The sequence below is a fragment of the Streptomyces sp. NPDC002787 genome (genome assembly GCF_053592095.1).
Map to the genome: position 1 here is coordinate 77,564 of NZ_JBSFVC010000002.1, position 22,844 is coordinate 100,407.

Genomic DNA, 22,844 nt, shown 5'->3' on the forward strand with positions numbered 1-22,844 from the left:
CGTCCGACCGACTTGGGTGTCCGCCGGGATCATCTCGATGATCACGACCCGCCCGCTACCCACGCAGGAAACTCACGATTCCCTCAGAGTTCCCCTGCGCCGCTTTCTGCCGCCAGGCACCGCTGGTCAACAGTGCCGCGTCATGGATATCGCGCATCCCGGGGCATTCGGTGAACAGGGGCGGAACCGTTGACAGATTGAGACCGCGCGAACGTCGTTCCGTCGCACTTCGGTAAGGGCCCTTAAGCGGCCGGAGGGTTCACGGAAGAGGAGAGTTGTTCATTCTTCGAGGAAGCTCGTGATGCCGTCCGAGATTCCGCGGGCCGCCTTCTGCCGCCAGTCGCCGCTCATGAGCAGGGCCGCGTCCTTGCTGTCGCGCATGTTGCCGCACTCGATGAACACCTTGGGGACGGTCGAGAGGTTGAGGCCGCCGAGGTCGGTGCGGGTGACGATGCCGGTGCCGTCGCCGACGTAGTTGGAGGGGGCGCTGCCGGTGGCGCGGACGAAGTAGCCGGCGATGCGCTCGCCGAGGTCGCGGGAGGGGGCGACGATGGGCCGGGTGTCGGCGGCGCCGTCGTTCACCGAGCCCGGCAGGATCACATGGAAGCCGCGGTTGCCGGCCCCCGAGCCGTCCGCGTGGATCGACACCACCGCGTCCGCCTTCGCCTCGTTGCCGATGCGTGCCCGCTCGTCGATGCACGGCCCCCACGGCCGGTCGTCTTCCTGGGTGAACTCGACGGTGGCGCCCTGCCGTTCGAGGAGCGTCCGCAGCCGCCGTGCGACGTCCAGGGTGAACCTGGCTTCCGTGTGGCCGTCGTTGGTGGTCGTCCCCGTCGTGTCGCACTCCTTCGAGCCCGTCCCGATGTCCACCTTGCGGTTGATCTCGTCGGTGTGCTGGAAGTTGCCCGGATTGTGGCCCGGGTCGATCACGACGACCTTGCCCTTGAGGGCGCCGGTGGCGGCGGGCGCGGAGGCGGAGCCGGAGGGGCTCGCCTTCTTGCCGTCGCCACCGTCGTCGGCGTCGTCGCCGTTGTCACCGGAGGGGGCTCCGGTCGCCGGGGGAGTGGTCGCCGACCGGGTCTGCGGGACCGCTGCGCTGCCCGACCCGTCGTCCCCGCCGCCGGAATCCCCGACGGCCTGCCAGACGCCCCACCCGGTCACCGCCCCCACCACGATCGCGGCCACCGCCACGCTCAGCGGACGGCGGAGGGCGGAACGGCGGGGCTGGGGCGGATCGAAGTCCGGGCCTACGTACGACACGGCTGCCACGATACGGGGCCGACCACGCGCCGGGCGCACCCCTCCTCAGGAGTGGGGGCGGTGCCCAGCGCCCCTGAAGGGGCGCTCCTGCCGGGTCTCGGTGCCGGGGCAGGACTGGACTGGACTGCCGGTCGTCCGGCGGGTCAGAGTACGGGCATGCTGGAGGTGGTGATCGCGGTTCTCGGGGCTGTGGTGGGGGCGTCGGCGCTTGTCGTGAGCATCGCCGGGCACCGGCACAACGTCCGTCAGGCCGGGCGGCTGGCGGAGCGGGAACGCCGTATCGAGGCCCGGGAGCGCGAGGCCGATCAGCGGGAGCGGCTGATCCAGTCGTCGATGCTGCACGTGGCGATGGTCAGCAGCCCCTCGGCGCTCGCGGAGGGGTACGAGCGGTGGCGCCTCGAAGCGGTCAACACCAGCAACCAGCCCCTCGTCCAGCTGGCCGTCCACTACGACGGCGTACGCCTCGACGGCCGTGACATCCTGCCCGCCGGAGGTGTGCTCACGGCCCACCTCCCGATGACCTCCGCCGCCGGCTCACCGCCCTCGCCCCTCCTCTGCTCCGTCGAGTTCACGGACAGCTCCGGCAGCCGCTGGCGCCGCCTGGCGACGGGCCAACTCCAGCCCCAGGCCGCGGCCACCGGCGAAGAGGCCCACTGGCAGACCCCGGTGGCACCCATCGTCGGCCCCCTGCCCCCTCCCCTCTTCAGCGGAAGCCCCTCCGGGGCCGTGCCCTCACAGCGCGCGACGCCCCCACCGGAACCACCCCTGTCCAAACGGGCCTACGTCCCTGCAGTTGCAGCCGTGATCGCCGTCGTGGCGGCCGCCGTCTACCTGCTCGTCCGGTACGTGGGCTAGCGGTCCGGCAAAACGCGTGACCGCCGGGCAGGCCGCTGACCAGCGGTGGGCGTACGCGCTGTCGCAAGGTAGAGTCGTGCGGTTACGTCTGGTTGTGGGGCAGGGCTTCGTCGTGCGGTGCGTGGAGCCCTGGTGGGAGGGCCTGTAGCGCATGAGTCGTCGCTCCAACGGGTTGGCCGGGATCTGGGCCGAGGCACAACGCCAGCAGCAGCGCCAGGCGGAGGCGCGGGCGCGGCAGCAGCGGGAGTACGAGCGGCAACAGCGCGCGTACCAGCGGGACTTGGCGCGCAGCCAGCGGGAGCAGCAGGCGGCGTACCGGCAGCAGAGGGAGGCGGAGGCGCGACGGCGTACGGAGGAACTCGACGCGCGCGTCGCGGCGTTGGAGGGCCTGCTGGTCGCCGGGTGCCGGGCCTCCGCGTTCCGGGCGGCCTCCCTGACCCGTCCCGAACGGCTGGAGCCGTTCTCGCCAGGGCCGCTCGCCCAGCCCGTACCCATGCCGGACCCCAACCACTACCAGGCGCAAGGCGGTTGGACCGCCCAGCGCCGCGCGCAGGCCCAGGCCGAGGCGCGCGCCCGGTTCGAGCACGACTGGCACGCCGCCCAGGCCGCCGAGGCGCAGCGGCAGCACCAACTGGAGCAGTACCGGCGGCAGTACGAGCAGTGGGCCGAAGGACAGCGGGCGGAGATCCGCCGGCACAACGCCGGGCTCGCGGAGATGGCGACGGCGCTGCGGGGCGGCGACCCGGAAGCCGCGGTCGACTACTTCTCCGCCGCCCTCTACGCCTCGGCCGCCTGGCCCGACGGTTTCCCCCGGGGCGTGTCCGCCGCGTACGACTCGGCGGCCCGGCAACTGGTCCTGGACTGGGAGCTGCCCCGGTACGACATCGTCCCCGAGGTGAAGACCGTCCACTACATGCCGAGCGTCGACCAGGACAAGGAGCGACCGCGTCCGGTCACCCAGCGGCGGGCGCTGTACCGGGACGTCCTCGCGCAGTGCGTCCTGCTGGTGCTGCACGACCTCTTCGCCGCCGACGAGTTCGGCGCCCTGGAGTCGGTGGTCCTGAACGGGTTCGTGGACGACCACGATCCGGCGACCGGACGCCGGGCCCAGATCTTCCTGGCGACCGTGACGACCTCCCGGTCGGTGTTCACCGGGCTGCATCTGGAGCAGGTGAGCGCCGTCGACTGTCTGACGGACGGGCTCCGGGGGCAGTTGTCGTCCCGCCCGGACCAGCGCACCCCCGTGCGGACCGGCCGCAGGCCCGACGACGTGGGCAACGGCGTCGTCACCCACGGCGGCGACGAGGACCCCGACCTGCTGGAGATGGACCCCCTCGCCTTCGAGCAGCTCGTCGCGGAGCTCTTCCGGGCGATGGGCATGCAGGCGGTGACGACCCAGCGCTCCAACGACGGCGGCGTGGACGTCGACGCCCTCGACCCGACCCCGATCCGGGGCGGCAAGATCGTCGTACAGGTCAAGCGCTACCGCAACACCGTCCCGCCCACCGCCGTCCGCGATCTGTACGGCACTGTCCAGGACGCCGGCGCCAACAAAGGCGTCCTGGTGACCACGTCCAAGTTCGGTCCCGGCTCCCACACCTTCGCCCACGGCAAACCACTGGAACTCGTCTCCGGGCGCGAACTCGTCGACCTGCTCCACCGGCACGGGCTCCGTGGACGCCTGGGCACGGGCGAGCGCCCCGCCCCCGCCTCTCCCGCCCTCCCCGCCCAGCGGACCTCACCGGACGACGCCCGGACCGGCGCGGCCCCGGACCATGTCGACCACAGTGTGCTCGGCATGTCCTGGACCGGCGGCGTCGCCCTGGATGTCTGCGCGCTCGTCTGCCACGGGGACCGGGTCCTCAGCGACGACCACTTCGTGTTCTACAACAACCTGCGCACCCCCGACGGCACGGTCCGCGCCGTCCCCCCGACCGCGCCCGACAAGGCCGCGATCCAGGTCTCCTTCGACGCACTGCCGGACACCGCCGACCGCCTCGTCCTCGTGGCCGCGATCGACCCGGCCGTGAACCCCGACGCCGATCTCTCCGGCTTCACCGACGCCCACATCCGCCTCCTGGACCCCTCCCGTGCCGAACAGGGCCGCCTGGAGGTCTCCGACGGCCGCACCGGCGAGACGGCACTGACCCTCGGCTCCTTCCGCCGCCGAGCCAACGGCGACTGGGACTTCGTCCTCGGCGGCAAGGGCTACGGCGGAGGCCTGGAGGAACTGGTCCAGGACTACGGCATCGAGGTGGCGTAGCGGACATGCCCCGGGCGGTGCAGGTGAGATGCCCAGGGTGGGGCAGGTCGGATGCCCGGGGCGGCGCGGGTCAGACCCCGGTCCCCGTCCGCCGCAGCACCCGCAGGGAGTCCGTCGCCGAGACCTCCGTGAAGGCGCCGGACTCCAGCGCCCTGAGGTAGACGCGGTACGGGGCCTGGCCGGTGAACTCGTCGACGGGGTCGGGGAAGACGTCGTGGATGACGAGGAGACCGCCGGGGGCCACATGCGGGGCCCAGCCCTCGTAGTCGGCGGTGGCGTGCTCGTCCGTGTGACCGCCGTCGACGAAGACGAGGCCGAGCGGCGTGCCCCAGAAGGCGGCTACCTGCGGGGAACGGCCGACCACCGCGACGACGTGGTCCTCCAGTCCGGCCTGGTGGAGGGTGCGCCGGAACGTGGGGAGCGTGTCCATCCGGCCGACCTCGGGGTCGACCGTGGACTCGTCGTGGTACTCCCAGCCCGGCTGCTGCTCCTCGCTGCCCCGGTGGTGGTCGACCGTGATCGCCGTGACCCCCGCCGCACGCGCCGCGTCGGCCAGCAGGATCGTGGACCGGCCGCAGTACGTCCCGACCTCCAGCAACGGCAGCCCCAGCCGCCCCGCCTCCACCGCCGCCGCGTACAGGGCCAGCCCCTCACCCACGGGCATGAACCCCTTGGCCGACTCGAAGGCGGCGAGAACCTCCGGCTCGGGAGCCGGGTTCGCCGGGGTGGGGGCCGCGGACATGGGTCCTCCGTGCTTGTCGTACGCGCTGGTGGGTGACGCGAGGGAGCTCCGCCCGTACGTCACCGGGGGCGTCCCATGCTGTCGACCGGGGTCGCCCCATGCTGTCACGTGCGTGGCCGGCGGCCGCGGCAGGTCGCCCGCGGCAGGGGCCTCAGGACACCCGCTCGGTCGGGCGTTCGACGGCCGCCGTGCCCTCCTTGCCGGTGCGGCCGCCGGCGTCGGTCTCGCTGCTCGCCCGCAGGGTCGGGCCGGGGGCCGGACGGCGGCCCGGCAGGAACACGGCCAGGAGGAGGCCGACGGTGACCGCGGCCGTGGCGATCAGGAAGGAGACGCGGAAGCCGTGCATGGTGGGGACCGCGACGCCACCGACGTGGTGCGCGGTGTTGGCCAGCACCATGCCGATGACGGCGCTCGACACGGACGTACCGATGGAGCGCATGAGGCTGTTGAGGCCGTTCGCGGCGCCCGTCTCGGAGGGGTCCACGGCGCCGACGATCAGTGCCGGGAGCGAGGAGTAGGCGAGGCCGATGCCCGTGCCGATGACGACCGACACGACCACGGTCTGCCAGGCGGCGCTCATCAGGCCGAGGCCGGCGCCGTAGCCGACCGCGATGATCAGCAGGCCGAGGATGAGGGTGGTCTTGGGCCCGTACTGGGCGGAGATCCGGGCGTAGACCGGTGCCGTGAACATCATCGTCAGACCGAGGGGGGCCACGCACAGGCCCGCGACGACCATCGACTGGCCGAGGCCGTAGCCGGTGGACGAGGGGAGTTGGAGGAGCTGGGGCAGGACGAGCGAGATGACGTAGAAGGAGACGCCGACCATGATCGAGGCGAGGTTGGTGAGGAGCACCTCGCGGCGGGCGGTGGTGCGCAGGTCCACCAGGGGCGCGGGGACGCGCAGTTCCAGGAGGCCCCAGAGGAGCAGGACCACCGCCGACGCGGCGAACAGCCCGAGCGTGGTCGCGGAGGTCCAGCCCCAGTCGCTGCCCTTGGTGATGGGGAGAAGGAAGAGGACCAGGCCGAGGGAGAGACCGAGTGCGCCGAGGTGGTCGAAGGTGCCCTCCGCGCGGGTCCTCGTCTCCGGTACGGCGACGAGGGTGAGGACCATCGAGAGGACGCCGAGGCCGGCGGCGCCGAAGAAGAGGACGTGCCAGTCGGTGTTCTGCGCGACCGCGGCGGCGAGCGGCAGCGCGAGTCCGCCGCCGACGCCTATGGACGAGCTCATCAGGGCCATGGCGGAGCCGAGGCGTTCCCGGGGCAGCTCGTCACGCATCAGGCCGATGCCCAGCGGGATCACGCCCATGGAGAAGCCCTGGAGGGTACGGCCGACGATCATGGGGACGAGCGCGCTGGTGAAACCGCTGATCAGCGCGCCGACCACCATCACGGCGAGGCTGGCGAGCAGCATGCGGCGCTTGCCGTAGAGGTCGCCGAGCCGGCCCATGATCGGGGTGGCCACGGCGCCGGAGAGCAGGGTCGAGGTCAGGACCCAGGTGGCGTTGCTGGGGGAGGTGTCCAGCAGCTGCGGGAGGTCCTTGATCACCGGGACCAGCAGGGTCTGCATCACCGCGACGACGATTCCCGCGAAGGCCAGCACCGGGACGATCGCCCGGTTCGAGCCGACCGGTCCGGCCGCCCTCGTGATCGGCCGGTCGTTCGGTGTCGGTGTGTGCGGCTGCGTCATGGAGCGGGGCCTCCTGGCCGGGTGAGAGTGCGTGCCATCTGAACCTCGTGCGCCTGGGCAACTATTCCGTTGTTTTGAGTGACTAACGAAAGCTTGACCCGTCCTTGGGAAAGTGACGTGCCGTCAGGAGCCTTCACATGTGCGTGCGGCTCGGCTATACAGAGGGTCGCCGGACTGGAACGCGTTCTAGACGGGTGGGTTCCAGGTCCCCGTGACGACCTCGGTGCGACCGCTGGTGCGGACGGTCGTGCCGAGGTTCCCCGACCCGATCCACCGCCACCAGCCACCCACGGCACAGGAGCCCCATGCCCATCGACGCCGCCAAGGCCCTCGCGGCCGAGCCCCGTTCCGCCGAGATCGTGTGGAGCCGCAAGGACGTGCTGCTCTACCACCTCGGGATCGGCGCCGGCATCCCCGCGACCGACCCCGACGAGCTGCGCTACACGCTGGAGTCCCGGCTGCACGTCCTGCCGAGCTTCGCGACCGTCGCGGGGGCGGGCTCGCCGGACGTCATCGGCGGCCTGAACGCACCCGGCGTCGACGTGGACCTCGCCAAGGTCCTCCACGGCGGCCAGCGCGTCGAGCTGCGCCGGCCGATCCCGGCCGAGGGGCGGGCGACGGCGACCTCGCGCGTGGCGGCGGTGTACGACAAGGGCAAGGCGGCCGTCCTGGTGATGCGGACCGAGGTGGCCGACGCCGAGGGGCCGCTGTGGGTGAACGAGGCGCAGATCTTCGTACGGGGAGAGGGCGGCTGGGGCGGTGAGCGCGGGCCGTCCGCGCGGCAGGAACCGCCGGCCACCGCACCCGACAAGGAGGTCGAGCGGGTGGTCCGCGAGGACCAGGCGCTGCTCTACCGGCTCTCCGGCGACTGGAACCCGTTGCACGCGGACCCGGAGTTCGCCGCGCGCGCCGGGTTCGACCGGCCGATCCTGCACGGGCTGTGCACGTACGGGATGACGCTGAAGGCCGTGGTGGACACGGTGCTCGGCGGGGACGTCGGCAGCGTCCGCTCGTACGGGACGCGCTTCGCGGGAGTCGTCTTCCCGGGCGAGACCCTCCGCATCCGGATGTGGCAGGCGGACGAGCGCTCGGTGCGGGTGACGGTGACGGCGGTCGAGCGGGACGACGCGCCGGTGCTGGCGGACACCGTCGTCGAGCACGCATGAGCAGCTCGGTACAGCCGTGACGAGCGGCTCAGGACAACCGTAGGGGACAGGTACTCCCGGGAGGGGTCGCACCATGCGCGCAGCCGTACTGCACGAGATCGGTCAGGACAAGCTGGACGTGCTCGACGACGTCGAGGCGGTGGGCTTCGGGCCGGGCAGGGTGAGGATCCGGGTGCGGGCCACCGGACTGTGCCACTCGGACCTGTCCGCGATGGCCGGGGTGCTGCCGCAGCCCGGACCGTTCGTCCCCGGGCACGAGGGCGCCGGCGAGATAGTCGAAGTCGGGGAAGGCGTACAGGACTTGAAGCCCGGCGACCGGGTGGTCGTGTGCTGGCTCCCGGCCTGCGGCAACTGCCCGGCCTGCAAGCGCGGCCAGACCCAGCTCTGTCTCGCCGGGTTCCTGAACGCCGGTACGCCCAACTTCAGGCGGCCCGCCGGGGACGTCTTCGGCTTCGCGGGCACCGGCACCTTCGCCGAGGAGGTCGTCGTCGACGCCGGCTGCGCCGTGCCGATACCGGACGACGTGCCCTTCGACATCGGCGCCCTCATCGGCTGCGGCGTCACCACCGGGCTCGGCGCGGCCCTCAACACCGCCGATGTGGAGGCCGGTTCGTCGGTCGCCGTCATCGGCTGCGGGGGCGTCGGCATCTCCGCGATCCAGGGCGCCCGGCTCAAGGGCGCCGCCGAGATCGTCGCCGTCGACCCCGTGGTCTCGCGGCGGGAGGCGGCGCTCAGGTTCGGCGCCACCCAAGCGATCTCACCGGAGGAACTGGCCGACGCGAAGCAGTCCGTCACCGCCGGCGAGGGCTTCGACTACGTCTTCGAGGTCGTCGGCCGCTCGTCCACCGCCCGCACCGCGTACGAGGCCACCCGGCGCGGCGGCACACTGGTCGTCGTCGGCGCGGGCGCGCTGGACGACTTCCTCCAGCTCAGCATGTTCGAGCTGTTCTTCGACGAGAAGCGGATCCTGCCCTCCATGTACGGCGGGGGAGACGTCCTGCGCTCCTACGAGCGGGCCATCGCCCTCTGGCGGGCCGGCCGTATCGACCTCGCGGGCCTGATCACCCACCGGGTGGCACTCTCGGACATCAACGAGGCGCTGGACCAGATGCGGACCGGGGTGGCACTGCGGACCTGCATCGAGATCTGACCACCGCCAGGGTGCGAGAGGAGAGGGGCTCGGGAATGGCATGGCCACTCGAAGGACTGTCCGCCATCGTCACCGGCGCGGGGCGCGGGCTCGGCCGGGCCGAGGCGCTGGAGCTGGCCCGGCTGGGCGCGGCCGTCGTCGTCAACGACTACGGCCGGCCGGGACGGGACGGCTCCGGTGAGGTGTCCACCGGCCCCGCCGAGGAGGTCGCGGCGTCGATCCGGGCGGCGGGCGGCCGTGCGGTGGCCCACACCGGGGACGTGTCCGATCACCAACAGGCCCGGGAACTCGTCGAGTTGGCGGTCGCCGAGTTCGGCAAGCTGGACATCCTCGTCAACAACGCCGGCATCCTGCGCGACCGCATGGTCTTCTCCATGTCCGAGGACGAGTGGGACTCGGTGATCCGGGTGCATCTCAAGGGGCACTTCAACACGACCCGTTTCGCCTCCGCCCACTGGCGCACCCGGGCGAAGTCGGGCGACGGCGGACCGGTGTACGGGCGCGTCGTCAACACCTCCTCGGAGGCCTTCCTCGCCGGATCGGCCGGCCAGCCCAACTACGCCGCCGCGAAGGGCGGAATCGTCGGGCTGACCACCTCCACGGCCCTCGCGCTCGCCAAGTACGGCGTCACCGCGAACGTCATCTGCCCGCGCGCCCGGACCCGGATGACCGAGGACGTCTTCGCGGGACTGCCGGGCCGGGTGGAGGGCGACGGCGCCGGTTCCCACGGAAGCGGCGCCCTCGACCCGCTCGCCCCCGAACATGTCGCCCCCCTCGTCGGCTACCTGGCCTCGCCCGCCGCCGCCCAGGTCAACGGCCAGCTCTTCGTCGTCCACGGCGGCATGGTCGCGATCGTCGAACGACCGCGAGTACGGGCCCAGTTCGACACCAAGCAGGACGCCTTCACGTACGACGAACTCGACGGCCTGCTCACGCCGTACTACGTCGACCGGCCGGAGGGGGAGACGTTCGCGGCGGCGGAGGTGCTGGGGCTGCGGCACGGCTCGAGGGCGGCCCCGTGAGCGGCGCGGACCCCGTGCCCACAACGCGAACGGCCCCGCCCGTCGATGACGGGCGGGGCCGGGCGTCAAAGCGATGACCCGCTCTGGTGTCGCATTGACGTTTCTCCAGAGGCCTTCGGAGGGGACTCGTGCCGCCGTTCAGGCGGACGCCGTCGACTCCGTGTGCTCGGCCGGCTTGCGGTGGCGCCCCCGAGGGGTCGCCTTCTCGGCTTCGTGGGCCGAGATCTGCCCTCGGTGCCTGCCGTGGCCTTCCACCTCGTGGGGGTTGGCGGTGGGCGGCTGTGTGCTGTGCGCGTCGCTCATTGGAAGTGTTCCCCGTCGAATGATCTTCTTACCAGGGGGTAATTTTATCGGGCGTTCGCGCACGGCCCGAAGGCGCTCAAGGGCGTGTCGGCCCCGCCGCGTCCACTTCGCCCGCACTCCGCACACCGCCTTCACCCGACGGTCACCTCCTCCGGCACGCGCCCCTCCAACGGCGCCTGCTGCAACGGCACGGGCCGGGCGACGACGGGTGCGGACGGCTCCGCCCCGGCAGGACCCGCCCCCGCCGCACCGGTGCCGGACAGGTCCACATCCGACGGTTCGCCGCCCGGCGCTCCGCCGCCCGGCGCTCCGCCGCCCGGCGCTCCGCCGCCCGGCGCTCCGCCGCCCGGCGCTCCGCCGCCCGGCGGTCCGCCGCCCGGCGGCTGCCCGCCCGCCGGATGCCCGACCGCCGGTTCGGACCCGGGCGAGCCCCTCCCGGCCTCCACGACCGGCGCCCCGGCGCAGTTCGGACCCGTTGCCCGCGCAACCTCTCGGCGGCCCCCCTCCATGCCCCCCTCCCGGGACTCCTCCGCCTCCTCCCCCCAACGCACCCCCACCCGAGCCACCCCGCACCGCACCACCCCCGTGCTGTACGGCAGTTGCAGCACGCCCTCCCGGCTCCACAGCCCGGTCCCCGCCAACCAGCCCTCGGGGGCGGGCAGATGGAGGATCCGCCGTGCGGCCGGACGCCAGACGCCGACCCAGCTGCCGCGCATGCCGTCGACGCGCAACGCGACCCCGCAGCTCTCGGGGGTCAGGATCTGGCCCGGCTGGATGGCGAAGGGGGTGATGCGGTGGCCGTCGGGAACCCGCAGGCACTCCGGGAAGCGGACCGGCAGCGTGCTGCCGAGCACGCCCCAGCCGAGCCGGTCCTGGCCGGGCGCGTCGGAGCGGATCAGGAGCAGTCCGCTGTCGGGGTCGGCGAGCAGCAGCCGGTCGTTGCTGTCGTCCGCGATCTGCAACAGCGGCGACACCGCGCCGCCCTGCTCCAGATCGACGACCACCGACTTCGTCCGGCCGTCCAACTCCTGGTCCAGGGCGAGCAGCCGGCCCGTCCCGTCCAGCCAGACCCCGCCCGAGCACCGCCCCGGCACCTGCGCCAGCAGCTCCGGTCCGAACGCGCCGCCCGCCACCAGCCACACGGTCGTGGCGCTCCGGCCCAGGGCGAGGGCGTACGCCAGCTCCCCGCACGGCGAGGGCGGCAGCAGCCGCAACGCGGCCGCCGGGTCGGCGCATTCGACCCCGCCGAGCTGGAGTTCGCCGGTGCCGGGGCCCGTCGGGTAGAGGAGCGAGAACAGATGCCGGCCGGCCGCCAGCCGGTGGATGAGGACCCGGCCGTCGGTCATGGGGAGCACCTCGGTGCCGGGCTCCTCCGGCTGGTTGCCGGGCAGGGGCACGGCGTACGGCTCGGGGCCGTCCAGGGTCCAGCGCTCGGGGAACCAGGACTCGCCGTCGAGGGCGAGACGTGCCGCGTACGTCCCGTCGGCGGTGATCACACAGCCGGGCGGCGCCGCGGCCCCTTCGCTCCCGCCCCAGCCGCCGCCGAAGCGTCTGCCGTCGCCGAAGCCGCTGCCGTCGCTGAAGCCTCGGCCCTCGCCGAAGCCACTGCCCTCGCTGAAGCCTCTGTCGTCACCGCCGCCCTTGGGGTCGTTGCCGCCGTTACCCGCGCCGGTTTCGTTCTCGTCGCTCTCCCGTCCCGTCTCGTTCCCGTGGCCCGTCGTGGGTGAGGGGGGTGTACAGGCCGTCATCGTTCGATCACCTCCGGCGACGAAGCTAGTTTTCGTACGCACAGACGTGAGGCAACCCACGCCCCCTTCACACATAAGGGTGCTCCTCACCTGATTCACCTGAGGGAACGGCGACGGATGTGCTGGCCGAGGGTCGGCTGGTCAAGTGACCCGCGGCAGGTCGGGGACGGGAGCGGTGCAGGTAGCCTGTGGTGCGTGCCCCGTCTGTCTGAAGTCATCGCCGCGCTCGACGCCCTCTGGCCGCCCGAGAGGGCCGAGGGGTGGGACGCGGTCGGCACGGTCTGCGGAGACCCCGACCAGGAGGTCAGGCGGGTGCTGTTCGCCGTCGACCCGGTCCGGGAGATCGTCGAGGAAGCGGTGAAGCTGGACGCGGACCTGCTGGTCACCCACCATCCGCTCTACCTGCGCGGTACGACGACGGTGGCGGCCTCCACGTTCAAGGGCCACGTCGTGCACACCCTCATCAAGAACGACATCGCGCTGCACGTCGCCCACACCAACGCCGACACCGCCGACCCCGGAGTCAGCGACGCTTTGGCGGGGGCCCTGGACCTGCGGGTCGTACGCCCCCTCGTGCCGGACCCCTCCGACCCCGCCGGCCGTCGTGGTCTCGGCCGCGTCTGCGAGCTGGACCACCCGCTGACGGTGCGGGAACTGGCCGCCCGGGCCGCCGAACGGCTGCCCGCCACCGCGCAGGGCATCCGGATCGCCGGCGACCCCGAGGCGCTCGTCCGCACGGTCGCCGTCAGCGGCGGCTCCGGCGACAGCCTCTTCGACGACGTACGCGCGGCCGGCGTCGACGCCTTCCTCACCGCGGACCTGCGCCACCACCCGGCCTCCGAGGCCGTCGCCCGCACCACGGAAGCCACCGCCACCCCCCTCGCGCTGCTGGACGCGGCGCACTGGGCCACCGAGTGGCCCTGGTGCGAGCTGGCGGCCGCCCAGCTCGACGAGATCTCCGACCGGGAGGGATGGGGACTGCGCGTCCACGTCTCCAAGACGGTCACCGACCCCTGGACCGCCCACGCGGCGCCCTCCACCACTTCTGACCCACTGGGAGCCCCCAACTGAACGCCGCGCCCGCCGACCAGATCCGACTCCTCGACGTCCAGGCCCTGGACGTACGCCTGCAGCAGCTCGCGCACAAGCGGAGGTCGCTGCCCGAGCACGCCGAGATCGAGTCGCTGACGAAGGACCACACCCAGCTGCGCGACCTGCTCGTGGCCGCGCAGACCGAGGAGAGTGACACCGCCCGCGAGCAGACCAAGGCCGAGCAGGACGTGGACCAGGTGCGTCAGCGCGCCGTCCGTGACCAGCAGCGCCTGGACTCGGGCGCGGTCAGCTCCCCGAAGGACCTGGAGAACCTCCAGCGCGAGATCGCCTCCCTCGCCAAGCGGCAGGGTGATCTGGAGGACATCGTCCTGGAGGTCATGGAGCGCCGGGAGTCCGTGCAGGAGCGGGTCGCCGAGCTGACCGAGCGGGTCGGAGCGGTCCAGGGCAAGGTCGACGACGCGACCGCCCGCCGGGACGCCGCGTTCGACGAGATCGACGGCGAGGTGGCGACGGTGACGAAGGAGCGCGAGGTCATCGCGGCCGCGGTCCCCGCGGACCTCCTCAAGCTCTACGACAAGCTGCGCGACCAGCAGGGCGGCATCGGCGCGGCCAAGCTGTACCAGCGCACCTGCCAGGGCTGCCGCCAGGAGCTGTCGATCACCGACATCAACGAGATCCGCAAGGCCGCCGCCGACACGGTCGTGCGCTGCGAGAACTGCGGCCGCATCCTGGTGCGCACGGCGGAGTCGGGCCTGTAGCGGCGGCCGTACGGGACAGACCAAGAGGCTGATGTGGTGCGGGAGTTCATCGTCGAGGCCGACGGCGGTTCCCGGGGCAACCCGGGGCCCGCGGGCTACGGTTCCGTCGTCCTCGACCCGGTGACGGGCGGGACGTTGGTGGAGGCCGCCGAGTACATCGGCGTCGCCACCAACAACGTCGCCGAGTACCGGGGGCTCATCGCGGGCCTGAAGGCGGCGTACCAGCTGGACCCGGCGGCCGCCGTCCGCGTCCGCATGGACTCCAAGCTCGTCGTGGAGCAGATGTCGGGCCGCTGGAAGATCAAACACCCCGACATGAAGCCCCTGGCCGCCGAGGCCGCCCGCGTCTTCCCACTCGGCCAGGTCACCTACGAGTGGATCCCCCGCGACCAGAACAAACACGCCGACCGCCTGGCCAACGAGGCGATGGACGCGGGGAAGCGGGGGGAGCGGTGGTCGCCGTCGGCGTCCACCGCGGAGCTGGACACACGGGCGTCGCGGGCCGCGACACCGGAGCCCTCGGGTCCGCCCGGGGACGCGGTGGCGGGCGCGGCGAGAGCCAGGGCGGCACTGGCGGGGGCACGAGACGCGACCACCGGCGGCCACGGGTCAGCATCGCGGCCAGCGATTGTGACTGACGCCGCCGCGACTCCGGGCACGTCACCCGAGGTTCCCGGCAATGCGTCGGCGACTTCGACCACTTCGACCACTTCGGCCGGCTTGCGGAGCGCGGATGAGGCTTTGGCCGGCCGGGCGGGCGCTGCCGAGGTTGCGGATGGTGCGGGGAGGGCTGCCGAGGTCCCGGGTGGCCCGGTGAATGCTGCCGATGTTCCGCTCAGCCAGGGGGACGCTGCCGATACGCCGGCCGATCCCGCGCGCGCCCCCCACGCTCCGTCTGACTCCCCCCTCTCCGTTCCCTCGACCCGCTCGACGCCTCCCACCGGTTCGTCCCCGGCCCCGGCCCCGTCCCCCGCCCCGGCCTCGGCTGGTCGGTCGGCCGGGCGCGCGGCGGAGCCCGGCGGCGAGGCCCGTACGGTGTCCCCCACGGCTGCCACCGTCCCCGGCGCCCCCCGGCCCGGCAAAGCCGGCGCCGATCTCCGTGCCGCGAGGAACGTCGCCTCCGCCGCTCCCGACCTCGGCGCCCCCGCCACCTTCGTGCTGCTGCGGCACGGCGAGACGCCCCTCACCCCCCAGAAGCGGTTCTCGGGGAGCGGCGGCTCGGACCCCTCCCTCTCCGACGTCGGCCGGTATCAGGCGGAACGGGTCGCCGCCGCCCTGGCCACTCGCGGGACCATCCAGGACGTCGTGTCGTCGCCGTTGGCCCGGTGCCGGGAGACGGCGGGGATCGTCGCGGCCCGGCTCGGGCTCGGGGTGACGATCGATGACGGGCTGCGCGAGACGGACTTCGGCGCGTGGGAAGGCCTCAGCTTCGGCGAGGTGCGGGAGCGCTACCCGGACGACATGAACGCCTGGCTGGCCTCCCCGGACGCCGAACCCACCGGCGGCGGCGAGAGCTTCGAGGCCGTGGCCCACCGGGTCGCCGCCACCCGGGACAAGCTGGTCGCCGCACACAGGGGCCGCACCGTCCTGCTGGTCACCCACGTCACGCCGATCAAGACCCTCGTACGCCTGGCCCTCGGCGCACCCCCGGAGTCCCTGTTCCGCATGGAGCTGTCGGCGGCATCCCTGTCGGCCCTGGCGTACTACGCGGACGGCAACGCCACCCTCCGCCTTCTCAACGACACGTCACACCTGCGCTGAACGGCGGTCGCGGAGGCCCGCCGCCTCCCGGGCCAGCCCCTCGATCCGCCCCCACTCCCGCGCCGCCACGGCATCGGCGGGCAGCATCCAAGTGCCGCCCACACAGCCGACGTTGGGGAGGGACAGATACTCCGGCGCGTCGGCGGCCCCGATCCCGCCGGTCGGACAGAAACGGGCCTGGGGGAGGGGCCCGGCGAGCGACCTCAGATACGTCGTACCGCCCGCCGCCTGGGCCGGGAAGAACTTCATCTCGCGCACTCCGCGCTCCAACAGCGCCACGACCTCCGACGCCGTCGACACCCCCGGCAGGAACGGCACCCCGGACGCCCGCATCGCCTCCAGCAGTACGTCCGTCCAGCCCGGGCTGACCAGGAAACGAGCGCCCGCCGCGACGGACTCCGTCACCTGCGCGGGGGTGATGACCGTACCCACCCCGACCACCGCCTCCGGAACCTCCGCCACGATCGCCCGTACGGCATCGAGCGCGGCCGGCGTCCGCAGGGTCACCTCGATCGCCGGCAACCCACCCGCGACCAGCGCCCGCGCGAGCGGCACGGCGTCTGCGGGGTCGTCGACGACGACCACCGGCAGCACGGGCGCCAGGTCGAGGACGGAGACGCGCGAACGCGGGGACGGGGGCAGCGATGAGGACATGCGGTCATCCTGCCCCGGCCGCCCAGCATGCACAACGCGCGTTGCGCATGCTGCAATGACTTGCCTAACTGTGGCGGGCGCTGACGGTGAGGGTCAGTGAACCTCGGTCACCAGTACATCCAGCGTCCACGCCTTCCCGGCGCCCACCGGAGGCTCCACCTCCACCACGTACCCGAGATCCCGCAGCGCCTCCACCAGCTCCGCCGGGCCCTTGGGCGCGATCCCGGCCGACAGCAGGCTCCGTACGATGCGGCCCTTGGTCGCCTTGTTGAAGTGGCTGACGACCTTCCGCGTCGGCGCGTGCAGCACCCGTACGTTCGCGGTCCGCCCGGCGACCTCGCCCTTCGGCTTCCACGCGGCCGTGTACGCCGAGGAGCGCAGATCGAGGACGAGGCCATCGTCGGCGGCCTCGGGGAGCGCCGACGCCATCGGCGTACGCCAGTGCGTGCCGAGCGCCCCGATGCCGGGCAGCTTCACGCCCATCGAGCAACGGTAGGAAGGGATACGGTCCGTCACGCGCACCGCACCCCACAGCCCCGAGAAGACCAGCAGCGAGCGCGCCGCCCGCTGCTTCGCGGCGGTCTCCAGGGTGGCCAGGCCGAGGGCGTCGTACAGCACGCCCGTATAGATCTGCCCGGCCGGCCGAGCCCCCGCCGTCAACAGCTCCGCGTTCTTGGCGACCTCCCCACGCAGCCCCTCACTGAGCCCGAGCACCTCACACGCCTTGTCCTCGTCCCCGGCGCACAGCTCCACGAGCTCCCCGATCACAGCCTCCCGCGCCCCGGTCAGCGACGGCAGCGAAAGCCCCTCCAACTTCAGGGGAGCGCCACCCGAGGAGGGGGCCTTGCCTTCGGACGGGGGCAGCAGGACGAGCACGGGGACTCCTTCTGTAGGGCTCCGCGACAGGGTACGGGGTGGAAGGAGGCCCTCCGAGTCCGGCCGCCCGCGGTCGGGATGCTCCCGTCTGCCGCCGGAATGCGCCCCCGCTTGCCGTCGGGATGCCGTCCCGTCCGCCCCGCCCTACGCTCGACCCATGCCCCGCCGCCATCTCCGCGTCAAGGCCGCCGCCGAGGCTCCCCTGCGGGCGGCCCTGCGCGCGCTGCGCGGGGAACTCGGTGTGCCCGACGCCTTCCCGCTCCAGGTCCTCGTCGAGGCGGAGCACGCCGCGAAGTCACCGCGCCTCCCGTCGTACGACGCCACGGACATCCCCCTCTTCACCATCGACCCACCCACCTCCACCGACCTCGACCAGGCGATGCACCTGTCGCGACGGCCGGGCACGGGCCCAGGCGCCGGCGGCTACCGCGTCCGTTACGCCATCGCCGACGTAGCCGCCTTCGTCACCCCCGGCGGCGCCCTCGACGCCGAGGCCCACCGCCGGGTGACGACCCTCTACTTCCCCGACGACAAGGTCCCCCTCCACCCCGCCTGCCTTTCCGAGGGCGCCGCCAGCCTCCTCCCGGACCACACCCGTCCGGCGGTCCTGTGGACCCTGGACCTCGACGCGGACGGCCGCACCGAGACCGTCGACGTCCGCCGCGCCCTCGTACGCAGCCGAGCCAAGCTGAACTACGCGGGCGTACAGAAGGAGATCGACGAGGGCACCGCCGAGGAACCCCTCGCCCTGCTGAAGGAGATCGGGCAGCTGCGCGAGCGCCTGGAAGTCGAACGCGGCGGCATCTCCCTCACCATCCCCGAGCAGGAGATCATCGAACACGGCACTCACGGCACCCAGGGTGAGGGTGGCGAGGACTACGAGTTGAGGTACCGCGCCCCGCTACCCGCCGACGCCTGGAACGCCCAGATCTCCCTCCTCACCGGCATGGCCGCCGCCGACCTGATGCTGACCCACGGCACCGGCGTCCTGCGCACGCTCCCCGCCGCACCGGACGGCGCCGTCGGCCGCCTCCGCCGTACGGCCGAAGCCCTGCGCATCGACTGGCCCCACCACGTCTCGTACGCGCACCTGGTCCGCTCCCTCGACCCGCACGACCCCCGCCACGCGGCCTTCCTCCTGGAGTGCACGACCCTGCTGCGCGGCGCGCACTACACGGTCTTCCGCGACGGCGTCCTCCCCGACATCACCACGCACTCCGCCGTCGCCGCCTCCTACGCCCACTGCACGGCCCCCCTCCGCCGCCTCGTCGACCGCTACACCTCGGAGATCTGCCTCGCGGCGGCCGCCGGCACCCCCACCCCCGACTGGGTCCCGGCGGCCTTCGACACCCTCCCCGACGAGATGACCGCCGGCACCCGACGGGCCGGCCGCGCCGAGCGCGAGTGCGTCGACATCATCGAGGCGGCACTGCTCAGGGACCGGGTGGGGGAGGTGTTCGACGGGTACGTGGTCGACGTCGAGGAGGATCAACCGGCCGTGGGAACCGTGCAGTTGGAGTCCCCGGCGGTCATCGGCCGAGTGGTGGCGGACCCGGCGGGCCGGCTGCCGCTGGGGGAGCGGCTGCGGGTACGGCTCACGCAGGCCCAGCCGGGAGCGGCGAAGGTACGGTTCGCTCCCGCGTGACCCCGCTGCCGAACTCCCTTATGAGGGCGACCAGTCGAGCGGAATCGTCGGCGTGGAAGCGCACCAGCCGTACTTCCCTGCGTCGGCCGAGGAAGGTCGAGTACGAGACGGGCTGGGCCAGTTCGACGATGATGGTGGTCTGGGAACCGACCTCCATGTTCAACTCCCCGTCCCGCTTCTCGTGCGTCGTACACAACTCACGGCGGACCGACGCGACGGCGGTCAGCGGGACGCACAGGTCCACGGTCGCGAAGCGGCGCAGCCGCAGGGTCGTGTCGGTGAGGACGTGCGGGCGGGTCACGGAGGCCGCGTGGAGCCCGGCGACGACGAGGATCGTGTAGAGGTCGAGGACGAGGAAGACCTGGTGCACGAGCGGGAAGTCCCGCAGCAGGACGGACATGGTGACGGTCTCGACGACGCACACGAAGCCGAACCCGAACATCATGGCCCCCTGTCCCCGCGCGTAGCCGAACGCCCGCCCGCCGTCCCCGATCCCGTGCGGCCGCCGCGCCACCCAGCGCAACAGGCTGGCCAGCAGCAGGAGTTCATGACACACGAGGGAGCGGGCGATCCGGTGTCCCGGAGTGCTCCGCATGGTCCCGATCGTCCTCATCGGTGGTCCTCCCTCAGTATCCGGAGTGTGCGGCGGATGGCCTCCGCCTGGGCCGGGGCGAAGTCGGCGTAGAAGGCCCGCAGGAAGCTGCCGGTGCCGTTGGCGCGGCTGTCGAGTTCGATGTCGGTGTCCGGTGGGACCATGTCCGGCGGGACGAGGCCGGCCAGCAGATGGGCCGCCTCCGTCACACGGGGGTCGTCGGGCTCGGCGTCGGCGAGCGCGTCGAGCAGCGCGTACGCCTCGTGCGCCCGCTCCACCGCGCCGGGCACCGCCATCATGCTCTCCAGCCCGGCGAGCATCTCCGCGCGAGCCTCCGGCGTCGCCGTCGTCTCCAGCAGCGCGAACACCTCCCGGTCCTTGGCGGCCATCGGGGACTGCGGAGCGGACCCGAACTTCCCGAAGAGCGCGGCGAGTTCGGGCGACACGGGCCCCTCGGCCGGCAGCCGCCCGGCACGCGCGTCCTCCATCAGGACACGCAACCGGCCCCGCCGCTCCCGGATCTCCGTCTCCTGCCGAGCCAGATCCTCATCCAACTCACCGAGCACCTCGACGAGTTCACGCCCGGCGTCGTCCGCGAGCACGTCCCGCACCTCGGCGAGCCCGAGCCCCAACTCGGTCAGCCGCCGAATCCGCGCCAGCACGACCGCGTGCCGCAACGTGTAGTCCCGATATCCGTTCGCCCGCCGCTCCGGTTCGGGGAGCAGCCCGAGATGGTGGTAATGCCGCACGGCCCGCGGCGTCACACCGACGGCCGCGGCCAGTTCTCCGATCCGCATGCGACCAGTAGAAACGTTGACGCTGCGGCAGGGTCAAGCGACGGGCCCGGCGACTGACGGTGACCGGGATCATGTGCCACGATCGAGGGAACGGTTCCCGATCTCATGGCCAGGTGATCAGCCGATGTCCCAGTCTGGCGAGCGACCGAAGAAGGAGGGGCGTGACATGACTGCCATGGCCCACGAGCCGCTCACGCAGGAAGACGTCCTGCTGGAGGGCTTTCTCGCCCTGGACACCCCGGAGGGTTTCCGGGCGGAGCTGATCGAGGGGGAGATCGTTGTGACACCGCCGCCGGACGGGGATCACGAGGACTACATCAATCTGATCATGAAGCAGGTGATCAGGCGCTCCCGGACCGATATGGATTTCAGCGGAAACAAGGGGCTGAAGCTAGGGAAGGCGGAGGGCTGTCCGAAGGAACACGTGCTCCCGGACGGCACGTTCGCCCCCCGGGTACTGCGCCTCTACCGTGGGGCCGACCCCTGGATGCCCTGCCAGGGCGTCGCCATGGTGCTGGAGGTGACCTCCACCCGGCCCAAGGCCGACCGCGAGGTCAAGCGCCGCTGCTACGCCCGCGGCGGTATCCCGTTCTACCTGCTCATCGACCGCGACAGCTCCGAGGTGACACTCCTCAGCGATCCGCGAGAGGAAGACTACCGCCGACGCTGCACCGTCCCCTTCGGCAAGCCGCTCGCCCTCCCGGAACCCTTCGCCTTCGACCTGGAGACCTCAGACTTCCTCTGACCCGCCCGGCCTACGGCCCCGCCGGGCGTAGCCTGGAGGACCGGTGGAGGACCGTTGGAGGGGGCGAGGCCGAGGTGAACGAACGCGGTGAGACGCGCTGGACCCGCGCCACCCTCGGCCACCCCGACCGCCCCCTCGACCTCCTCACCGCCCGCTTCGACCGCCACCGCTACGCCCCGCACACCCACGAGGAATTCAGCATCGGCATCTGTGTCCGGGGCGCCTCGTGCATCGACTACCGGGGCGGCGCCCTCACGGTGGGGGAGGGCTCGATCGTCGTCCTGGCCCCCGGAGAGGTCCACACCGGCGAGTCCGCGTACGGCACGTACGCCTACCGCGCGCTCTACCCCGCCCCCGCCCTCCTCACCGACGGCATCCTCGGTGGCACCCCACACTTCCGGGACCCCCTCCTCCACGACCCCGAACTCTCCGCCGCCCTGCGCACCGCCCACACCGAGCTGAGCACCTGCCCCGACCCCCTGGAGGCCGAGTCCCGCCTCCCCTGGCTGCTCACGGCCCTGGCCCGCCGCCACTCCACATCCCGCGCGACCCCCGACACGGTCCCCGGCGCGAGCACGATCGCCCACGCCGTACGAGACCGCCTCGCCGACGAGCTGACAGCTCCCCCCTCCCTCGCCGACCTCGCCACCGACCTGGGCCTCTCCCGCTACCAACTCCTCCGAGCCTTCCGCACGACGATGGGCATGCCCCCGTACGCCTGGCTGGCCCAGCACCGGGTGAGCCGGGCGCGCACCCTTCTGGAGTCCGGCGCCCGCCCCGCGGAAGTGGCAGGCCGGGTGGGCTTCGCGGACCAGGCCCACATGACGCGCTGGTTCAGACGGGTGCTGGGGGTGACCCCGGCGGCGTACCGCAACAGCGTTCAAGACCTACGCCGCTGATCCATCCGAGACTCACCCCATGACTGCACGCGGCTGGTTCCTCTTCTCCCTGATGGGAGTCCTCTGGGGCGTCCCTTACCTGATGATCAAAATAGCCGTGGACGAGGTCTCCCCGTCCACGGTCGTCTTCGTCCGCTGCGCCCTGGGCGCGGCCCTCCTCCTCCCCTTCGCGATCCGCCAGGGAAACCTGACCCGCGTAGTCCGTCAGCACTGGCGCCCGATGCTCGCCTTCGCCGTGATCGAGGTCATCGGCCCCTGGTGGACCCTGACCGACGCCGAACGCCACCTCTCCAGCTCCACGGCCGGCCTCCTGATCGCGGGCGTCCCGATCGTGAGCGTGCTCCTGGCCCGCTTCTTCGGCGACACGGAACGACTGGGAGCCCGCCGCATGACCGGCCTGGCCCTGGGCCTGGGCGGCGTAGCAGTCCTCACCATCCCCCACCTCACCGGCGGAAACGTCCTCTCCCTCACCGAGGTCCTGATCACGGTGATCGGCTACGCGACAGCCCCCTTGATCATGACCCGCCACCTGAACAAGGTCCCCACCCTCCAGCTGATAGCCCCGGTCCTGCTCCTGTCGGCCCTGGTCTACGCCCCCGCGGCAGCCCTGACCCGCCCACCCACCCTCCCGTCGACCTCCGCCCTGATCTCCTTGGCCGCCCTGGGCGTGATCTGCACGGCCCTGGCCTTCGTGGCCTTCCTGGAGCTGATCCGAGAGGTCGGCCCGACGAGGGCGACGGTCTTCACGTACGTCAACCCGGCGGTGGCGGTGGCGGCGGGCGCGCTGTTCCTGGACGAGCAGCTCACCCCCGCGATCCTGGCCTCTTTCGCTTTGATCCTGGCGGGCTCGTTCCTGGCGACGGCGTCG

The 22,844-nt window shown here is 72.5% G+C and carries 20 protein-coding genes and 1 pseudogene; 12 read left to right on the top strand and 9 right to left on the bottom strand.

Annotated elements, in window-relative coordinates; translation table 11 throughout:
• Nucleotides 1-279: 279 nt before the first annotated feature.
• Nucleotides 280-1,260 (bottom strand): N-acetylmuramoyl-L-alanine amidase, encoded by a 981-nt coding sequence (locus tag ACWD26_RS02575; protein ID WP_451265428.1) that lies wholly within the window; start codon nt 1,258-1,260, stop codon nt 280-282.
• A gap of 156 nt (nt 1,261-1,416) precedes the next feature.
• On the opposite strand from ACWD26_RS02575, the gene ACWD26_RS02580 reads away from it, so the two are divergent.
• Nucleotides 1,417-2,115 (top strand): hypothetical protein, encoded by a 699-nt coding sequence (locus ACWD26_RS02580; protein WP_451265430.1) that lies wholly within the window; start codon nt 1,417-1,419, stop codon nt 2,113-2,115.
• A gap of 151 nt (nt 2,116-2,266) precedes the next feature.
• A complete protein-coding gene (locus tag ACWD26_RS02585; RefSeq protein WP_451265432.1) occupies nt 2,267-4,378 on the top strand; it encodes a restriction endonuclease in 2,112 nt (703 codons plus the stop codon).
• Nucleotides 4,379-4,448: 70 nt separating this feature from the next.
• Here ACWD26_RS02585 and ACWD26_RS02590 read toward each other — a convergent pair whose 3' ends face one another.
• Complete coding sequence (locus ACWD26_RS02590; protein WP_451265434.1) at nt 4,449-5,120, bottom strand: class I SAM-dependent methyltransferase; 672 nt, start codon at nt 5,118-5,120, stop codon at nt 4,449-4,451.
• A gap of 151 nt (nt 5,121-5,271) precedes the next feature.
• Nucleotides 5,272-6,807 (bottom strand): MFS transporter, encoded by a 1,536-nt coding sequence (locus ACWD26_RS02595; protein WP_451265436.1) that lies wholly within the window; start codon nt 6,805-6,807, stop codon nt 5,272-5,274.
• A 305-nt stretch (nt 6,808-7,112) separates the two neighbouring features.
• On the opposite strand from ACWD26_RS02595, the gene ACWD26_RS02600 reads away from it, so the two are divergent.
• The 3 genes from ACWD26_RS02600 to ACWD26_RS02610 all read left to right on the top strand — a co-directional run bounded on the left by ACWD26_RS02600 (nt 7,113) and on the right by ACWD26_RS02610 (nt 10,145).
• The gene (locus ACWD26_RS02600; protein ID WP_451265438.1) at nt 7,113-7,973 is read left to right on the top strand and encodes a MaoC/PaaZ C-terminal domain-containing protein; all 861 of its coding nucleotides are present in this window, start codon (nt 7,113-7,115) and stop codon (nt 7,971-7,973) included.
• A 73-nt stretch (nt 7,974-8,046) separates the two neighbouring features.
• Nucleotides 8,047-9,123, top strand: a complete 1,077-nt coding sequence (locus ACWD26_RS02605) for a Zn-dependent alcohol dehydrogenase (RefSeq protein ID WP_451265440.1) — start codon at nt 8,047-8,049, stop codon at nt 9,121-9,123.
• Nucleotides 9,124-9,158: 35 nt separating this feature from the next.
• On the top strand, nt 9,159-10,145 hold the full coding sequence (locus ACWD26_RS02610) for a 3-oxoacyl-ACP reductase (protein WP_451265442.1): 987 nt from the start codon (nt 9,159-9,161) through the stop codon (nt 10,143-10,145).
• Between the two features lie 138 nt (nt 10,146-10,283).
• Here the strand turns inward: ACWD26_RS02610 and ACWD26_RS02615 are convergent, their stop codons facing one another.
• Nucleotides 10,284-10,448 carry a hypothetical protein gene (locus ACWD26_RS02615; RefSeq protein ID WP_451265444.1) on the bottom strand — a complete coding sequence of 55 codons (165 nt, stop codon included), beginning with the start codon at nt 10,446-10,448 and terminating at the stop codon, nt 10,284-10,286.
• Between the two features lie 131 nt (nt 10,449-10,579).
• Nucleotides 10,580-12,196, bottom strand: coding sequence for a hypothetical protein (locus ACWD26_RS02620; protein WP_451265446.1), 1,617 nt, complete (start codon nt 12,194-12,196; stop codon nt 10,580-10,582).
• A gap of 195 nt (nt 12,197-12,391) precedes the next feature.
• On the opposite strand from ACWD26_RS02620, the gene ACWD26_RS02625 reads away from it, so the two are divergent.
• From ACWD26_RS02625 to ACWD26_RS02635, 3 genes are read left to right on the top strand one after another with little or no spacing between them, the layout of a single operon-like run.
• Nucleotides 12,392-13,267, top strand: a complete 876-nt coding sequence (locus ACWD26_RS02625; RefSeq protein ID WP_451265448.1) for a Nif3-like dinuclear metal center hexameric protein — start codon at nt 12,392-12,394, stop codon at nt 13,265-13,267.
• On the top strand, nt 13,264-14,007 hold the full coding sequence (locus ACWD26_RS02630; RefSeq protein WP_451265974.1) for a zinc ribbon domain-containing protein: 744 nt from the start codon (nt 13,264-13,266) through the stop codon (nt 14,005-14,007). The genes ACWD26_RS02625 and ACWD26_RS02630 overlap by 4 nt, the downstream gene beginning before the upstream one ends.
• Nucleotides 14,008-14,043: 36 nt before the next feature.
• Nucleotides 14,044-15,768 (top strand): bifunctional RNase H/acid phosphatase, encoded by a 1,725-nt coding sequence (locus ACWD26_RS02635; protein ID WP_451265450.1) that lies wholly within the window; start codon nt 14,044-14,046, stop codon nt 15,766-15,768.
• Here ACWD26_RS02635 and eda read toward each other — a convergent pair.
• Nucleotides 15,754-16,422 (bottom strand): bifunctional 4-hydroxy-2-oxoglutarate aldolase/2-dehydro-3-deoxy-phosphogluconate aldolase, encoded by a 669-nt coding sequence (gene eda, locus ACWD26_RS02640; protein ID WP_451265452.1) that lies wholly within the window; start codon nt 16,420-16,422, stop codon nt 15,754-15,756. The genes ACWD26_RS02635 and eda overlap by 15 nt on opposite strands.
• A gap of 93 nt (nt 16,423-16,515) precedes the next feature.
• A complete protein-coding gene (gene yaaA / locus ACWD26_RS02645; RefSeq protein ID WP_451265454.1) occupies nt 16,516-17,298 on the bottom strand; it encodes a peroxide stress protein YaaA in 783 nt (260 codons plus the stop codon).
• Nucleotides 17,299-17,455: 157 nt separating this feature from the next.
• Here yaaA and ACWD26_RS02650 point away from each other — a divergent pair, with 157 nt between their 5' ends.
• Nucleotides 17,456-18,943, top strand: coding sequence for an RNB domain-containing ribonuclease (locus tag ACWD26_RS02650; RefSeq protein ID WP_451265456.1), 1,488 nt, complete (start codon nt 17,456-17,458; stop codon nt 18,941-18,943).
• Here the strand turns inward: ACWD26_RS02650 and ACWD26_RS02655 are convergent.
• Together ACWD26_RS02655 and ACWD26_RS02660 are read right to left on the bottom strand one after the other, a co-directional pair.
• Entirely contained in the window at nt 18,894-19,538 is a 645-nt protein-coding gene (locus ACWD26_RS02655) for a hypothetical protein (protein WP_451265458.1), read from the bottom strand. The genes ACWD26_RS02650 and ACWD26_RS02655 overlap by 50 nt on opposite strands.
• Nucleotides 19,539-19,552: 14 nt before the next feature.
• Nucleotides 19,553-20,332 carry a MerR family transcriptional regulator gene (locus tag ACWD26_RS02660; protein ID WP_451265460.1) on the bottom strand — a complete coding sequence of 260 codons (780 nt, stop codon included), beginning with the start codon at nt 20,330-20,332 and terminating at the stop codon, nt 19,553-19,555.
• Nucleotides 20,333-20,498: 166 nt separating this feature from the next.
• Here ACWD26_RS02660 and ACWD26_RS02665 point away from each other — a divergent pair, with 166 nt between their 5' ends.
• From ACWD26_RS02665 to ACWD26_RS02675, 3 genes and pseudogenes are all read left to right on the top strand, one after another.
• Complete coding sequence (locus ACWD26_RS02665) at nt 20,499-21,077, top strand: Uma2 family endonuclease (RefSeq protein WP_451265462.1); 579 nt, start codon at nt 20,499-20,501, stop codon at nt 21,075-21,077.
• A 74-nt stretch (nt 21,078-21,151) separates the two neighbouring features.
• A complete protein-coding gene (locus ACWD26_RS02670; protein ID WP_451265464.1) occupies nt 21,152-21,976 on the top strand; it encodes an AraC family ligand binding domain-containing protein in 825 nt (274 codons plus the stop codon).
• 82 nt (nt 21,977-22,058) lie between these two features.
• Nucleotides 22,059-22,775, top strand: a pseudogene (locus ACWD26_RS02675) (DMT family transporter); the annotation flags it as partial.
• Nucleotides 22,776-22,844 lie beyond the last annotated feature (69 nt).

Excerpts from the sequence above, each read along its gene's own strand:
- ACWD26_RS02615 (WP_451265444.1), bottom strand. The coding sequence starts at position 10,448 with ATGAGCGACGCGCACAGCACACAGCCGCCCACCGCCAACCCCCACGAG.
- ACWD26_RS02620 (WP_451265446.1), bottom strand. The coding sequence starts at position 12,196 with ATGACGGCCTGTACACCCCCCTCACCCACGACGGGCCACGGGAACGAG.
- ACWD26_RS02610 (WP_451265442.1), top strand. The coding sequence starts at position 9,159 with ATGGCATGGCCACTCGAAGGACTGTCCGCCATCGTCACCGGCGCGGGG.
- ACWD26_RS02585 (WP_451265432.1), top strand. The coding sequence starts at position 2,267 with ATGAGTCGTCGCTCCAACGGGTTGGCCGGGATCTGGGCCGAGGCACAA.
- ACWD26_RS02650 (WP_451265456.1), top strand. The coding sequence starts at position 17,456 with ATGCCCCGCCGCCATCTCCGCGTCAAGGCCGCCGCCGAGGCTCCCCTG.
- ACWD26_RS02605 (WP_451265440.1), top strand. The coding sequence starts at position 8,047 with ATGCGCGCAGCCGTACTGCACGAGATCGGTCAGGACAAGCTGGACGTG.
- eda (WP_451265452.1), bottom strand. The coding sequence starts at position 16,422 with ATGTCCTCATCGCTGCCCCCGTCCCCGCGTTCGCGCGTCTCCGTCCTC.
- ACWD26_RS02595 (WP_451265436.1), bottom strand. The coding sequence starts at position 6,807 with ATGACGCAGCCGCACACACCGACACCGAACGACCGGCCGATCACGAGG.
- ACWD26_RS02660 (WP_451265460.1), bottom strand. The coding sequence starts at position 20,332 with ATGCGGATCGGAGAACTGGCCGCGGCCGTCGGTGTGACGCCGCGGGCC.
- ACWD26_RS02665 (WP_451265462.1), top strand. The coding sequence starts at position 20,499 with ATGACTGCCATGGCCCACGAGCCGCTCACGCAGGAAGACGTCCTGCTG.
- ACWD26_RS02655 (WP_451265458.1), bottom strand. The coding sequence starts at position 19,538 with ATGCGGAGCACTCCGGGACACCGGATCGCCCGCTCCCTCGTGTGTCAT.
- ACWD26_RS02580 (WP_451265430.1), top strand. The coding sequence starts at position 1,417 with ATGCTGGAGGTGGTGATCGCGGTTCTCGGGGCTGTGGTGGGGGCGTCG.
- ACWD26_RS02600 (WP_451265438.1), top strand. The coding sequence starts at position 7,113 with ATGCCCATCGACGCCGCCAAGGCCCTCGCGGCCGAGCCCCGTTCCGCC.
- ACWD26_RS02590 (WP_451265434.1), bottom strand. The coding sequence starts at position 5,120 with ATGTCCGCGGCCCCCACCCCGGCGAACCCGGCTCCCGAGCCGGAGGTT.